Genomic DNA, 15,891 nt, shown 5'->3' with positions numbered 1-15,891 from the left:
TCCATATTACACATTAAAACGGAACAATATCACATCTCCATCTTTTACAACATATTCTTTTCCTTCTGAACGTACTAGTCCCTGTTCCTTTGCTCCATTATAAGAGCCAATATTTATCAAATCATCATAGCTTACAACCTCTGCCCTTATAAATCCCCTCTCAAAATCACTGTGTATTTTTCCTGCTGCACCTGGTGCTTTTGTACCTTTTTTAATTGTCCATGCACGACTCTCTGTTACCCCTGCTGTCAAATAACTTATCAATCCCAACAATTTATAACTCGCTGAAATTAGTCTATCTAAGCCACTTGTTTCTACTCCCATATCTGCTAAAAATTCTTTTTTGTCTGTTTCATCTAAATCGGAAATTTCCTCCTCAATTTTAGCACAAAGTACAAATACCTCTGAATTTTCACTATCTGCAAATATACGTACTCTATTTACATATTGATTTCCTGCCCCATTATCTGCTAAATCTTCTTCAGACACATTTGCTGCATATAATACAGGCTTTTGTGTTAAAAGTGTCAAACTTTCTACAAATGCTATGTCCTCTGGTGTTTCAAATTCTACTGCTCTGGCACATTTCCCTTCCTCTAATGCCGTTTTCAATATTTGTAATATTTCTAATTCTTTTTGCAATGATTTATCTGATTTTGCTGCTTTTACTGTTTTCGAAATGCGTCTTTCTAATATTTCTAAATCAGAAAATATTAATTCTAAATTAATTGTTTCAATATCTCTAATAGGGTCTACACTACCGTCTACGTGTACTACATTACTATCTTCAAAGCAACGTACTACATGAACAATTGCATCTACTTCTCTGATATGAGATAAAAATTTATTGCCTAATCCTTCCCCTTTACTTGCTCCCTTTACAAGCCCTGCAATATCTACAAATTCTATTACTGCTGGTGTTGTTTTTTCAGAATGATACATTTCTGTTAATTTTGTTAATCTTTCATCTGGTACTGCAACAATGCCCACATTAGGGTCAATGGTACAAAAAGGATAATTTGCTGCCTCTGCTTTTCCTAATGTCATAGAATTAAAAAGTGTACTCTTTCCAACATTTGGAAGACCTACAATACCTAATTTCATATTTTTCTTCCTCTCTTAATTTGTCATTTTTCTGCTGCATATTATCGTTATTATATCTCAAAGGCAAATACTATGCAACAATATACTTTATAAGTTATTTTTAAACTGCTGATACCATATTGAAAAAGTTAAACTCTTATGATAAAATTTTTATTAATAATCTGAATTTTATAGGAGATAAAAATAATGGAATATAAAATTAATGACAAAGAACTGAATGCTTCAATATTTATTTCATTTGTTAATCATATATGGGCTGGAAATTACGATATAGATAAAACACAATCTGCATTATCTAAAACATTAAATATAACTGCTTATGATAATAAAACACTTGTAGCTTGTTTACGAATTCTTTCAGATGGTTATTTTTTTGGGACTATTACAGAATTACTTGTTCTTCCAAAATATCAAAATCAGGGAATTGGTACTAAACTTCTTCAACTTGCTAAATATAATACTCCAACTATGCTCTATTTTGGTGCAAAACCTGAGGTAGAAGAATTTTATGAAAAAAATGGTTGTCAAAAAAGTTTACAATCCTATGCAATAACAATACAAAAAGTGTATTCCTAAACTATAGGAATACACTTTATTATAAATATTACTTTTTCAGATATGCTCTAATTTCTGCTTCTGTATTTAAACTTGCAATTCTATCAAGCACTCCCTGTCTTTGTTCCAAAGGCAAAGTATAAAAAGCATTCATATCTTTGCTATTATCTATAATTTGTTTTTTCATTTGTGCAGGTAATGTGTCAAAGTTTTTTAAACATTTTAACATAATATCACCTCAATTATAGCATTTACTCTTTTTATAAAAAAATACGCTTTTTTCATTTCCAAAAATACAATACTTCAAACACTTGAGGGAAAAAGAACAAAAGTACTCCAAATATTAATACCAAAAAAAATACTAAAATTCCAATTTTTGCATTTTTTCTATCTCGTCGTAATGTTTTTCTCATATTGTTAGGACAAGGATTTTCTGAAACATACAATCCTCCCAACAATCCTTTTTGTATTTTTAAACGCAATGCCTTTTCTTTTTGAAGCATATAATATGTACCCTTTGTCATACGAAAATGATAATTAATTCCATTATTTACACCATCTAAAAAATAACCTTTATCAATTCCTGTATCTCCTCCTCTATTATTTGCCACAAAAAAGTTGCAAGCAATTAATATCAATTCTCTTTTTCTTCTCCATAATCTATCTACACTGTTATAAAACATTTCTCCATAATAATAAGAAATCCATACAATAGGCAATGTTGTAATAGTAATACGAAAAGAATTTCTTTTTTCTATATTCCAACCTTGAAAATCATATAAATACCCTTTTATCTGCAATTCTATAATACAATAAAACAAAAATAAAAAACACAACAACCACAATATCCCTAAAAATATCCAATGATATTTTCTTCCTTTTTGGTTCCACAACAATATATCTTTTAAACTATTTCTACAAACTACAAACATAAACACACATAATATTACAATCAATCCATTAATTTGCATACCTGTTTTATATCCAATAGCCATAATCAGTACAGGTATACAAAGTACACCTAACCAAATCCAACTTCTTCTGCCTGTTACTATAGCTGTAAAAAAACACCAATAAAAAACGATGAGGGCAAATAATCCCAGCCACGCCATGTCACCGACTCCTTTTATATCTATGTAATTACATTATCAACATTATTTTAAATATACTATATCACGAATTATTTATTAAGAAAACATTACTCTTTTTCTAAATCAAAAAATAATGCTGTTATAATATTTATAAACATATCTTTTTCTTTTATTTCATATGATTTCCCTTTCCACCACACTGTAGTATAATTTGCTTCAATCATTACATCTTTACCATTTTTTAAATGGTAAATCACAGAAATAACAGGTTGCCCCTCTTTTTTCCCTAAAATTTTATAATTTAAAATATTACTAGATTTTACTAATAATTCTATTTCTTCCTTTTTTATAATTTCTTTTTGTTGTACATTATTATATTTTATTGTAATACTTTCTACTTCTTCTATATTAGGAATACCCACAACAGGAATACCATGAAAAGCAATCCATATAACTACATTTAATACGCAGCTAATGATTACAACAAATATAATATTTTTTATAAAATTTTTACAATATTTTCGCTCCATATCATTCTCCCTATTTATTATAACTAAAATTTATAAAAGTGTGGAGTATTTCCTCCACACTTTTTTATTACAACTTTTTAAATATTTATTATCTATTCTTCTAATGATTATAACAGTTTTCAAACACCACTAAAAACTACAAAAACAAATTATATTAGCTACACTATACTACCAATACTTTTTATATAGCTTCCATAGCAATTTTATTCCCAATTTACACCATAATCATCCCAGTCTAATATGATTGTGCCGTCATCTGGTTTAGGATCTTCCAGTATAATTCCTTTTTCTTCTACTTCCTTTTTATATTCTTCTGGTATATTATATACTCCAATTATAATACGCTATTGATTATTTATTAATGCAATATATGTATAACCATCTTTTTCATAATCTTTTAAGCTATCTGAATCTAAATGAGTAAAAATTCTATATAATCTGTCTGTTAATTTTTCTGCTTTGCTCAAAGTATAATTTTTTATTTTTAAACTACTTAAAACAGCCCTAGGAACAAATTCTTTCTCTGTTCCTGTAAATTTACTATAATATACGCCTAGTAGTTTATCTATATCTCTTTTCTCTAGATCTTCTGATGTGTTTAAAATTTCATTAAAAAATTCCTGTGTATAATTTGTTATCATTCTTTTTTCATTCCTATCATTTTGTGTATAAAATAAATAAAAAATACACAAAACAGCAATGTATATGACTATAATTTTTGACAATATTGCTTTTTTTGTTTTCATTCGTCAAAATTCCTTTCTTTTCTTGTTTTTTTTGTGATGTATTATACTATATAAATAATAATATTTCAATAGATTTTTATCACAAGAGAAAGAAGGTATTTTTAATGAAAAGAAAACTTTTTTTACTGCTTACTGCAAGCATATTATCAATGAGTTGTATAGGTTCTGCTTTTGCATCTTCTAATGAATTTGAACCATATTATGATGAAGAAGGTACTCTTATTACACCAGCAGGCGGTTATAATGGTGTACTTCTTGAAGATAAGGAAGAAACAAGTCCTCGTATGACTTCTAATCTTTTATTTGAAATGTCTTACTCTTTAAGTCCTAAAGGTTGGATTGATACATCTCAATCATCAAAGCCAAAATATTTAATGTCTAATGATATTTCAAATGGTGTATTAGAAATCTATTCCTCACCAGACTCTAGTAATAAAAAAGGAAATTTAACAATTGGCCTTTGTTATGTTGATGCAAATGGACTTATGTCAATGCCATATAATCTTAGAGGTACTTTTTCTGCAACACAAGATGAAACACAACATATCTACAATCCAAAATTAAAAGTAAAGACAAAATATTATGGAGAAGTTGTTAACGACTCTGGTTCTAATCGTGCTTCTGGCACAGTAGAATTTATTGATTTAGACTAAAATAATTTACATAAAACTATTGAATTTATTATTTATTAAAGTGTGGGGCATTTACCCCACACTTTTTTATTACAATGCTCTAAATGTTTCCGGTCTATAACTACTTTGCTCTTTAGAACGTTTTATTTGCTCTAATATAATGTGCTTTTCTGCATTTAATGTACCTGCCAAAGGAATATAATTAGAAGCGTGATTTGCTCTAAATACTGTACCCTCTGCATCTACATTTTCAATAAATAGTTGTGTTTCATCAAGCACTTCTTCAGGGCTTAACAAATCCAACTCTCCTGCTCTATACTGTTCATACATTGGTGTTCCTGGTTCTAATAGCAGTGTCAAAAATCCTACAAATTCTGGTTTAATTGCACTAATTACTTTAGCACTATTCAATGCGTGTTCTCTCATTAATTTCTTACCACCTAAACCAGATATAATTGTCATAGAAAGCACCATACCAGCAGCACGGACTTTTTGTCCTGCTTCTATCATTTCTGCTGCTGTTACACCTTTCTTTACTTCTTTTAATACTTGGTCATCTCCTGACTCTAATCCCATATAAACCATATCTAATCCAGCCTCTTTTAACTGCTTTAATTCTTCTGGTGTTTTGTGTATAATATCTTTTGGTGCACCATAAACAGAAATTCTTTCTACTTCTGGAAAATATTCTTTGCACTTATTCAATATATAAAGTAAATCTTCTGTTTTTACAATAAGTGCATCTCCATCTGCCAAAAATATTCTTCTAACTTTTATTCTTTGATAATATTTTCTTGCCATTTCTAAATCTTCTACTACTTCTTGCAAATCTCTTACACGAAATGTTTTATCTTTATACATTGCACAAAATGTGCAGGTATTTCTAGCACACCCTATTGTTAACTGTATAATTAAGCTACTTGCTTCACTTGGTGGACGATACACTGTACCTTCATATCTCATATATTTTTTCAATCCTTTCTTTTTAGTTCCCATTATTTTATTATACCGTTACCATAGCTATTTTATCAATATAAATTTCAAATTCTATCAAAACAATTTTTATAAAAAACCGCAAACTGCAAATTTTTATATTAAAATTTACAATTTACGGTTTGTATACTGCCTTTTATATTACTATAGTTTAATCATTTTTTGCTGTAATTTTAATGACTTTTCCTCTATCATCTTCATCATCACTACATTCTAATGTTACAGTAATATTTTCTGTTCTTAATGCTGCTGTCATATCTCTAAATGAAGTATAATCTCCTGTTACATCTATAGATGTCCTTAATACTTCAATATCCTCTATTGTTGTATCATCTGTTGTTTTTACTTCCATTGCCTTACCATCAACAGACAATAATTCTCCTTTTACTTCATAATAATATGCGTCTATTTGTGTTACTTCTCCACTTTCAATAGTTAATACTGCTTTTAATGTAATATCTCTATCATTTACTAGGTCTTCTAATGTTTCTAATTTCTTTACTTTACTATCATTTAGATACATTTTAATATCATCTACGTTATCCATATCATAACTACTTTTATCTTTTAATGTTACAGAATTTTTACTTAATTTTGTAATTGTACCTGTCACTTCTCTACCATAAGAATCCCTTTCAGGAGAAGCCTCAATTTTAATTACCTCATCATCATCATCTAAATATAATGTCACAAAGAAATCATCATCATCATCACAAGCTTCATCATAGGCTTTTTTTACTTTAGTATAGGTACTAATTTCAAACTCTGATTTATTATTTTCAATATAATAGTCTGCATTTCTAGCTATATCATAATTCTTTGCCTTTTCGTTATCTTCTTCTACTCTAATTTCATCTTCACTCATACGTAAGACTTTTCCGTCTATAGTTTCATATTTTTCTTTACCTTCTAAATTCTTACTACTTAAAGAAGCATACAATTCTTTTACATCACCATCATCATCTAAATACACCTTAATGTAAAAATCAGCAGGGTCAGTTTTATCATCTTCTTTATTAAATGCTTTTTCCACATCTCTAAAACTACAACTATCTCCATCTAAATAATATTTTATTTTTGAGGCAAAATCAAATTCTTCTCTTTTACCATCACTTCTTTTTCGTATTTTTACACTATCCTCATCAATAGAAGAAATTGTACCTGTAATAGTTGATTTTGTGTCTGCTTCTCCGAATTCATCTTCTGACACCATTACCTTTTTTACTCTATCTTTACTATCTAAATAATATTTTGCATACAATGTTTCATCATTTAATTTTTTTCTTACTCTACTAACAGTACTTTCTTTTCCTTCTAAATAAATATCAGGATTACTTACCCATTCAAAGTCTTTTGTTTTACTATTTTTACTTTCTTTTACACTCAATTCATCTTCAGAAATACTTACTAATATACCAGTAACTCCTGTTTCCTTTCCTTTTGTAACATCTACTGCTATAATATTTCCGCTACCATCTAATGTTAATATTGCGTCTAAAACATATTCATCAAATTCATCAAGCAAATCTTTTTGTGAAATATCCTTTTTATCTAATGTAATGTCAAAGTCTTTTGCAAAATAATAGCTTTCTGTACTTTTATCACTCTTTACTAATGTAATTTTACTTGATGTAACATCATCTATACTTCCTTTTACTTCTAATGTAGAAGGTACAACATCATTTACCAAGCGTATTACTTTTGCTTTAGAACTTTCATACTCTATTGAAACACCATCTCCAATTTCTAACATAGACAAATTAATTGTTTTTGTAGTATCTCCTTGATATATAGTTGTTGTATTATCTACTATAAATCCTTGTTTGTCCCCTTTTGCTGTTGTAATGGCAATCAATTTATTATTTCCATTTTGTTCTAAAGAAGTAATTGTTCCAGAAATAATATTATTTGTATCAGGTTGCGTAATTGGTGTATTGCTATTTAATACATCATATGTTTTTGATACTAATACAGCTGTTTCTGCCCTATTAATTGCTGCTTTTGGCGTAAAGTTAGAGTCTGTATCTCCAACCATAATATTTAGTCTTGCCAACAAATCTACATAAGGTACAGAAGTGCTTGCAATACTACCTTTATCATTAAATGTTAATGTAGCATTTGCATTTACAGTATACAGATGACTCAAAAACTTTCCAAATATTACTGCTACGCTTTCTCTACTTGCATAATTATTTGTTACAACACCATTCTTTTTTGTAACAAAGCGAGAAGTATCTGTTAAAGAAATAATATTATTTTCTAAAGCATAAGAAACACTTTCATATGCCCATGCTGGTATATTATATCCCTGCATTACTTGTGTCCATCTTGAAACTGTATCAGAGTTTATATGCTTTAATTTTCCTGTTTTCTTCAACAAAGCATATGCTAATTGTGTTGTTTCACAGTAAGTAACGTGGTCTTTTGCACGAAACATACTTTTGCCTGTCTTCGCATCAATATCCCCTACCATCAATCCTAAATCAGATACCGTATTAATATATGTTACAGCACCAGGCCATGGCACATTGTTAATGTCAGAAAAACTTGCTCCATAACTTGTAATATAAAAATTTGTAGATAACACACAAGCTACCAATAAAACTGCTATTTTCTGTTTCATTGGATTGCCCCTCCTTTTATGATATTCTGTTTCTCTATTTTCTAAATTGTTAATTCATAGCAACAGTTTACCATATAAAACAGTATAATAGTAGCCTTTTTATGTTACATTTTTCTTTCAAATTTTTATAATTTTATAGTATAAAATAACAAAAAATATAGTGAAGTAGTACATATTTTTTATATACTTGTTGCTTTTCGTTATAAATATAACAGTAGTATACTTTTATACCCCAAAAATATACTACTGAAAATTTTATATTATTTTATTGCTACATAAATATGTATTTCCATATTTTGCATATCTTCACCTTCTTGATATTCTTCAAAATCGCCTGTAAATGTTCTTTCTAAATTCATTTTCCAAATATTTCCCCATGCTTTCTGCACTGTTTTTACAACATCTCCATGTAACACAAATTTGGCATATTTTCCTGCTGGTATTATTTTTTCTGTCATATCTTTTGGTATTGGAGCATTTTTATTTACTTCACACCCTATTGTAGTATCATATTCCATACCTATATAATCTGTATACAATCCTATATATTTTTTGTTTTTTCTTCCTTGTATATCATTTACTTGTGTCAATTTTTTCCACAATCCACCTATGACATTACCTATATCTTCTTTGTCATTTCCTGTTCTTTGACAAAAACCTACTACCCTTTTTTCTTCCAACATTACTACTTCATATTCCATATTTACTGCCTCCTTCATATTTTGATAGAAACAGTATAATACAATAAATATGACATCTATCTGTCATATATTATATTTTTTTATCATATTTTTTATTTTTTGTTCTATTTTCTTTTTTACAAAATATGGCTCTTTTACTATTGCATATTCTCCCCAAGAAATAATATAATCATACACCCAACTATTTTCTATACAGTTCATTTTTACACAAAAATTTCCATTTTCTTTTTTTTCTACTTGTTCTATTTCAAATTCATCATAAACTCTATAAGCGACAATACTATCTATTTCTAATATAATTGTAATATCTTGAAATGTTTTCTCATTAATTTTTTGCTCTTTATTCTGCCATATTGTATCAAACACTTCTTCTGTTACAATAACATCCCTCATACGACTTATTTTAAACAATCTTAAATCTTTTTTCTTTCTACAATACGATTTTATATACCAATTTCTACTTTTAAACCACAACTGATAAGGTTCTACTTTTCTATCTGTTTTTTCTCCATTACTGTTATAATATGTAAATGATATTACTTTTTTATTTATAATTGCTTGCTTTATTATATCAAATACAGTTTCCCTCTGTTCTCCCCACTGCGAAAAATCAACTTGTATCCAGTTTTCATTTGATTTTTGAAAAAAATTACTATATTTTTCTAATGTTTGTTTTACATTCTCTTTTCCTCCTTTTGGTAAACTTTGTAATGCCATTAATATCTGATTTTGTTCCTGTTCCGTCATAGTGGATTTATTCAATACAAAATTTTCTAATAATGTAATACCTCCTCCTCTTCCTTTTGTAGCATATATAGGTACTCCACATTGACTTAATATATCTATATCTCTATATATTGTCCTTTGTGACACTTCAAATCGTTCAGAAAGCATTTTAGCTGTTACAGTCTTTTTTTCTAAAAGTACATATACTATTTGAAATAATCTATCTATTTTCAATTATTTTCCTCTTTTCTTAAAGCAGAAAAGTCCTTTTACAAATTAATAAAAGGACTTCTTTCCATTATTTTATAATAATTTCTTCTGCTTCTACTGCTTTTTTTATTAAATTATCTAAATCTTCTAATTTCTTTTCTATTGCTTCTATAATATTTGTTTTTGGTCTTGTTTCTGGGTGCTTTGCTACGAATATTGTACAACAATCTTCATATGGTCTAATAGATATGTCAAAAGTTCCTATTTTTTTTGCTAAGTCTACAATCTCTTGTTTATCCATACCAGCCAAAGGACGAAGTACAGGCATAGTACAAACAGAATTAATCGCATGAATACCTTGCAATGTCTGACTTGCTACCTGCCCTACACTATCTCCCGTTATCAGTGCCAAAGCATTACTTTTATGGGCAATTTCTTCTGCAATTTTCATCATTGTTCGTTTCAAAAATATTGTCAATTTATCATGAGGTACGTGTTCTAATAAATATAACTGCACTTCTGTAAAAGGTATCACATGAAGTTTTATTTCTCCTGTAAAACAAGCTATTCTTTCTGCTAAATCTTCTACCTTTTGTTTTGCCCATTCACTTGTATAAGGGGGACTATGAAAATAAACGCATTCTATAGCGATACCCCTTTTTGCCATAAGCCATGCAGCAACAGGGCTATCAATGCCACCAGACATCAATGCAACTCCTTTTCCTGATGAACCTACAGGCAATCCTCCATATGTTTTAATTACCTTTGAAAAAACATAAGCATCATTTCTCAATTCTACTCTTAATACTACATTAGGTTTATGAACATCTACTGTCAAATTTTCCATTCTTTCCAGTATATATCCCCCAATGTCTGCTGCAACTTCTTTTGATGTTAATGGGTATCTTTTATCTGCTCTTTTTACTTCTACTTTAAATGTCATATTTTGTTCGCTAAAAAATGTCTGCATATGTTTTAATGCAACTTCTCTCAAATTTTCCATAGATTGGTCTGTTGTTTTTACACCAGGACAAACTCCTACCAAGCCAAATATAGGTATAATTTTAGGTATGACTCTATCATAGTCTAATTCTTCGCCTCTATCTTCTACAATTAACCTACCTTGTTCTTTTACAATATAAAAATTTCCTTCTCTCTCCAAATTATTCCTCATTGTTTTTACTAATTGAGAAATAAATATGTGGCGGTTATTTCCTCTCATGGCAATCTCACCAAATTTTACTATCAAAACTTTTTCTTCCATACAAATTCCCTTCTATCGGTTATATTTCCTCAAAAACGGTACTATCTCTTTTAATTGCTCCAAACAGCATTTCGCTTCCTCTACTGTATTATATTGGCAAAAACTAAATCGTATCGCCCCCTCTATTTCTTCAAAAGGCAATCCCATAGCTGTCAATACAGCACTTCCTACTTTCTTTTTACTATCACAAGCAGAACCAGCAGAAACAAAAATATCTTTACTTTCCAGTGCATGAAGCAATACTTCACTTCTTAATCCTTTAAAAGTGACATTTAACACATAAGGACTACTTTTTTCTAATGTGTCACCATTTATTTGTACATCTGAAATTTCATTTAATATTCCTTCTGCTAATGTCTTTTTTATTTCAAAAACAGTTTGCTGATTTTCTCTCATATTTTGAAAACAAATATCTGCCGCTACACCAAGTCCTGCTACACCAGCACCATTTTCTGTACCAGAACGCTGTCCTTGCTGTTGTCCTCCTCCTAATATATAAGGTTTCACTTTTAACCCTTGCCTTTTATAAAGCATACCAACACCTTTTGGCCCATTAATTTTATGAGCACTCATAGTCAGCAAATCTATACTCATTTTTTCTACATCAATAGCATATTTTCCAAACGCTTGTACCGCATCTACATGAAATAATGTATTTTCATTTTTTTGTTTTATTATTTTTCCAATTTCTGCTACGTCTTGTATCACACCTGTTTCATTATTTATCAATATAATACTTACAAGTATAGTATCTTTTCTAATAGCATTTTGAAGCTCTTGCAAATCAATTTTTCCTCTTTTATCTACAGAAAGCCAAGTAATTTCATAGCCTTTTTGTTCCAATGCTTCCATAGTTTTTTTTACAGCAGGATGTTCTATTTTTGTTGTAATTAAATGTTTTCCCTGTCTTTGATATCCTTCTGCTGTGCCAAAAATTGCCCAATTATCTCCTTCTGTTCCTCCAGAAGTATAATAAATTTCATTTGTTTTACAATGAATTCCATTGCTTAAAATTTCAGTAGCTTTTCTAATTTCTTTTTCTGCTTGTAATCCTAATTTATTTACTGATGCTGGATTTCCAAAATTATAACAAAGCATTTCTGTCATTTTTTTTGCTACTTCTTCAGAGGCTTTTGTAGTTGCTGCATTATCAAAATAAATCATATACTATCCCCCTGTTCTATTTCATATATCAATATTGCTGTTGTTATCATACCTGCTGTTTCTGTTCTCAATATTCTTTTGCCTAATGTAATAGGTTGTACATTTTGTTCAATTGCTTTTTCAATTTCTTGCTCAGAAAAACCACCCTCTGCTCCTATAAAAATACCTATACTCTTTCCTTCAAATTTTTTGATAAACTCTTTTAAATTTCTTTTTTGTTCTTTTTCATAAGGTATAATCGATTTATCTAATTTTTTACTATACTGTAATGCTTGTTCAAATGAAAGTACATTTCCAATTTGAGGAATTTTACCTCTGCCACTTTGTTTTGCTGCTGCTTCTGCAATTTTTTGCCATCGCTCTATTTTTTTATATTCTTTTTTATTTAATTTTACAATAGAGCGTTCTGTTTCTACAGGTACAATAGTATCAACACCTAGCTCTATACACTTTTGTATAATCAATTCCATTTTGTCTGCTTTAGGCAATCCCTGAAATAATATAATTTTTACGGGAGGCTCTGCTTGGCAAAGTTGTTTTTCTATAATATCAGCAATAATTCTATTTTCTTCAAAATGATTTATATTGCAAATATAATCTATGCCTTCTCCATCACAAACAATTAATTCTTCTCCTTCTTTTTTTCTTAAAACTGTTTTGATATGTTTAGCATCTTCTCCTAATATTTCAATCTGTTGTTTTATTTGTTGTTTTGTTACAAAAAATTTAGGCATTTTTTTGTCCCCTTATCCATCATAACGACATACCATTGCAACCCAATCCTTTTTATATTTTATATCTAATATTGTGAAATGATTTTGTTCTAATGCTATTTTTACATCTTGTTCTCTCTGCTTTATAATACCACTACATATAAAAATACCTTGCTTTTTAATATATTCTGGTACTTGTTTCGAAAGTGCTATAATCACATCTGCTACAATATTTGCTTCTACTACATCATATTTTTTACCACTATATGTTTTATGCAATGTTTCATCATTTAGTATATTTCCTGCTACAACATGATATTTCTTTTTCTCAATATCATTCCTTTGTGCATTTTTATAAGCTACATCAACTGCATTTACATCTATATCAATAGCATCTGCATTCTCTGCACCTAAAAGCAATGAAGCAATAGAAAGTATACCACTTCCACAACCTATATCAAATACGCTATCTCCTTTTTTTACAAATTGTTCTATTAATTCAATACATAATTGTGTTGTTTCATGTGTACCTGTACCAAAAATATGTGCTGGGTCAATTTTTAATACAATTTTTTCTGTTGCTTCTTCTAACTCTTCCCAAGAAGGTTTTATAATAATTTTATCTCCTATTGCAAAAGGTTTAAAATATTTTTTCCAATTATTTGCCCAATCTTCTTCTTTTATATTTTTTACAGTCACCTTTAGCGTTCCTAAATCGAACTCTTTTTCTTGTTCTTTCAAATAAAACAAAGCACTTTTTATATTTGACAACTGTTCTCTACCATGTACATTATCTCTTATAAAAAATGTAATTCCTGTAGCTTGTTTTTGTTTTTGTTCTACTAATTCATCTTCTATATAATCCCACTCTCTATTAGTATTTTGCAAAAATTCCTCAAAATCAGAGCCATCTTCTATCATAAGTCCTGTCAATCCATGCTGATATAGCAAGCCACTTACCAATTCTAAACCAATTTGGCTCGTTTCTACAAAAATCTCTATCCACTCCAAAAAAAAATCTCCTTTCTTATCTCTTAAAAAAGGCTGCCGAAAACGACAGCCAAAATGTATTATACTTTTTGTAACAATTACTTTTGAAATAACTGTTGTACTTCTTCATAACTTTGTCGTGTTCCTATATCATAACATTCTCCCTTAAAAGTATAGGCATACACTTCTTTTTGTTTATATAACCATGCTGGAAAATTACCTGGTGCATCTGGATTATTATTCTCTGATAAATATTTTTGAAAAAGAGGTACTGTGTCTTTTTTATAAAAATAAGTAGCAAATACTACTGTATTTGATTTTGGTTGTTCAGGTTTTTCTTCAATTTCTAATACCTTACCTTTTTCGTCAAGTAATGCAATACCAAAATTTTTTAATGTATTTTTATCCTGCCATATTTTTACACAAACGCAATCCCTTTGTTTTTGTTTGTAAAAATCATAATAATCCCTCAACGAATAAGTAAAGAAATTATCGCCTGCAACAACAATTAATTCATCATCTATGTTCATTTTTTCAATTACAAATGCAATGTCCCCAATAGCACCCTTACGATTTTGTTCTTCTGTTGAACCATCATCTAAAACAATAATTTTAGCTCTACTTACTGTTTCATTTTGCCAATCTGCAAAAGAATTGATAAATTTATGATTTGTTACTACATAAATTTCATCTATTACATCTATGGTATTAATCTGTTCCACAATATAATTAATAAGTGGTTTTTGATTGATTGTCAACAATGCTTTTGGTTTATTTTTTGTCAGAGGGTATAATCTGGTTGCATAACCAGCTGCCAATATAATTGCTTTCATAAATTGCCTCCTCTTTTTATATTACTAACAATCAGCTTATTTTTTAAAATAAAAATCGTAAATCTCTTGTAATTTGTCAGGCAATGGTGCTATCCATTCTTTTGATTTCAAATATGCTAAATCACCTTCACATTGCTGCCACACTACTTTATAAGCGTGCAAAAATTGATTTGTTAAAGCAAATTTCTTTTTAAAATATATATTCCATTGTTCTTCACCATATTTTCTATCTCCTGCTATACAATGTCCCACTTTTTGCATCTGTGCTCTAATTTGATGAGAACGTCCTGTTACTAAATCAATTTGTAAAAGTGTCATATTTTCTGCATAAGCAATGGGTTTATATTTTGTTATAATTTTTTTTGTTCCTTCCTTTTGATTATCATACAATATCACTTGATTTTTTTCACTATCTTTTTTTAAATAGCTCACAAATTCTCCTTGTTGTATGATATTTCCCTTTACTAATGTCACATAATATTTATTTATTTTTCTTTTTGCAATAGCATCATTGACTGCTTGTACTGTTTTCAAATTTTTTCCAGCAATGACAATACCACTTGTATTTCTATCCAAACGATTACAAATCGCTGGTGTAAATGTACTATCTTTTTTAGGAGTATATTCCCCTTTCTCATAAAGATAATACAATATCTGGTCAATCAATGTATTTTTGTCACTGCTTTTTTGTGGGTGTACAATCATTCCTGCTGGTTTAGATACTACCAGTAGGTTATTATCTTCATACACAATTTTAAAATGTCTTTCTGTTTTATAAATGGCTTTTTCTTCCATAAAACTTTTTATCGTTTCTTCTGAAAGATAGAGCTGCAAACAATCTCCTTTTTGAAGTATTTCGTTTCCTTCTCCCTTTTTGCCATTATACTTGATACGTTTTTTTCTTAACATTTTATAAATAAAGCTTTTTGATGCCTTATTCAAATATTTTAGTAAAAATTTATCCAATCTTTGGCTTTGTTCTTGTTCTGTAATTTTAATTTCTTTCAAAGAACAGC

17 protein-coding genes are annotated in these 15,891 nt (G+C 29.0%); 2 read left to right on the top strand and 15 right to left on the bottom strand.

Annotation, left to right across the window (positions count from 1 at the left end; genetic code table 11):
- Window positions 1–6 precede the first annotated feature (6 nt).
- Window positions 7–1,104, bottom strand: coding sequence for a redox-regulated ATPase YchF (gene ychF, locus C820_RS04485; protein ID WP_004037905.1), 1,098 nt, complete (start codon window positions 1,102–1,104; stop codon window positions 7–9).
- 186 nt (window positions 1,105–1,290) lie between these two features.
- Here ychF and C820_RS04480 point away from each other — a divergent pair, with 186 nt between their 5' ends.
- Complete coding sequence (locus tag C820_RS04480; RefSeq protein ID WP_004037906.1) at window positions 1,291–1,680, top strand: GNAT family N-acetyltransferase; 390 nt, start codon at window positions 1,291–1,293, stop codon at window positions 1,678–1,680.
- A gap of 28 nt (window positions 1,681–1,708) precedes the next feature.
- On the opposite strand, the gene C820_RS04475 is transcribed toward C820_RS04480, so the two are convergent.
- From C820_RS04475 to C820_RS04460, 4 genes are all read right to left on the bottom strand, one after another.
- Window positions 1,709–1,888: a hypothetical protein gene (locus C820_RS04475; RefSeq protein ID WP_004037907.1), complete on the bottom strand. Its 180-nt coding sequence runs from the start codon at window positions 1,886–1,888 to the stop codon at window positions 1,709–1,711.
- 52 nt (window positions 1,889–1,940) lie between these two features.
- Window positions 1,941–2,771 (bottom strand): hypothetical protein, encoded by an 831-nt coding sequence (locus tag C820_RS04470; protein ID WP_004037908.1) that lies wholly within the window; start codon window positions 2,769–2,771, stop codon window positions 1,941–1,943.
- 86 nt (window positions 2,772–2,857) lie between these two features.
- Complete coding sequence (locus tag C820_RS04465) at window positions 2,858–3,280, bottom strand: hypothetical protein (protein WP_004037909.1); 423 nt, start codon at window positions 3,278–3,280, stop codon at window positions 2,858–2,860.
- A 344-nt stretch (window positions 3,281–3,624) separates the two neighbouring features.
- On the bottom strand, window positions 3,625–4,026 hold the full coding sequence (locus C820_RS04460; protein ID WP_004037910.1) for a hypothetical protein: 402 nt from the start codon (window positions 4,024–4,026) through the stop codon (window positions 3,625–3,627).
- A 104-nt stretch (window positions 4,027–4,130) separates the two neighbouring features.
- On the opposite strand from C820_RS04460, the gene C820_RS04455 reads away from it, so the two are divergent.
- A complete protein-coding gene (locus C820_RS04455; RefSeq protein ID WP_004037911.1) occupies window positions 4,131–4,679 on the top strand; it encodes a hypothetical protein in 549 nt (182 codons plus the stop codon).
- Window positions 4,680–4,748: 69 nt separating this feature from the next.
- Here C820_RS04455 and C820_RS04450 read toward each other — a convergent pair whose 3' ends face one another.
- The 10 genes from C820_RS04450 to C820_RS04405 all read right to left on the bottom strand — a co-directional run bounded on the left by C820_RS04450 (window position 4,749) and on the right by C820_RS04405 (window position 15,883).
- Window positions 4,749–5,621 carry a radical SAM protein gene (locus tag C820_RS04450; protein WP_004037918.1) on the bottom strand — a complete coding sequence of 291 codons (873 nt, stop codon included), beginning with the start codon at window positions 5,619–5,621 and terminating at the stop codon, window positions 4,749–4,751.
- A 181-nt stretch (window positions 5,622–5,802) separates the two neighbouring features.
- Window positions 5,803–8,274, bottom strand: a complete 2,472-nt coding sequence (locus tag C820_RS04445; protein WP_004037919.1) for an S-layer homology domain-containing protein — start codon at window positions 8,272–8,274, stop codon at window positions 5,803–5,805.
- Window positions 8,275–8,534: 260 nt separating this feature from the next.
- Window positions 8,535–8,975, bottom strand: a complete 441-nt coding sequence (locus tag C820_RS04440; protein ID WP_004037920.1) for a GyrI-like domain-containing protein — start codon at window positions 8,973–8,975, stop codon at window positions 8,535–8,537.
- Window positions 8,976–9,038: 63 nt separating this feature from the next.
- Window positions 9,039–9,935: a helix-turn-helix transcriptional regulator gene (locus C820_RS04435; RefSeq protein ID WP_004037921.1), complete on the bottom strand. Its 897-nt coding sequence runs from the start codon at window positions 9,933–9,935 to the stop codon at window positions 9,039–9,041.
- A gap of 64 nt (window positions 9,936–9,999) precedes the next feature.
- Window positions 10,000–11,175 (bottom strand): tRNA uracil 4-sulfurtransferase ThiI, encoded by a 1,176-nt coding sequence (gene thiI / locus C820_RS04430; protein WP_004037922.1) that lies wholly within the window; start codon window positions 11,173–11,175, stop codon window positions 10,000–10,002.
- 12 nt (window positions 11,176–11,187) lie between these two features.
- Entirely contained in the window at window positions 11,188–12,339 is a 1,152-nt protein-coding gene (locus C820_RS04425; RefSeq protein ID WP_004037924.1) for a cysteine desulfurase family protein, read from the bottom strand.
- Entirely contained in the window at window positions 12,336–13,073 is a 738-nt protein-coding gene (locus C820_RS04420; protein WP_004037926.1) for a 16S rRNA (uracil(1498)-N(3))-methyltransferase, read from the bottom strand. The genes C820_RS04425 and C820_RS04420 overlap by 4 nt, the downstream gene beginning before the upstream one ends.
- A 12-nt stretch (window positions 13,074–13,085) precedes the next feature.
- Window positions 13,086–14,063 (bottom strand): 50S ribosomal protein L11 methyltransferase, encoded by a 978-nt coding sequence (prmA, locus tag C820_RS04415; protein ID WP_004037927.1) that lies wholly within the window; start codon window positions 14,061–14,063, stop codon window positions 13,086–13,088.
- Window positions 14,064–14,140: 77 nt separating this feature from the next.
- Complete coding sequence (locus tag C820_RS04410; protein WP_004037928.1) at window positions 14,141–14,875, bottom strand: nucleotidyltransferase family protein; 735 nt, start codon at window positions 14,873–14,875, stop codon at window positions 14,141–14,143.
- A gap of 36 nt (window positions 14,876–14,911) precedes the next feature.
- A complete protein-coding gene (locus C820_RS04405) occupies window positions 14,912–15,883 on the bottom strand; it encodes an RluA family pseudouridine synthase (protein ID WP_004037930.1) in 972 nt (323 codons plus the stop codon).
- Window positions 15,884–15,891 lie beyond the last annotated feature (8 nt).

Source organism: Clostridium sp. MD294 (assembly GCF_000364165.2).
Classification (GTDB): Bacteria; Bacillota; Clostridia; order Lachnospirales; family Anaerotignaceae; genus Coprocola.
The sequence above is the reverse complement of the archived record's forward strand: the minus strand, read 5'-3'. Positions and strand labels throughout refer to the sequence as shown.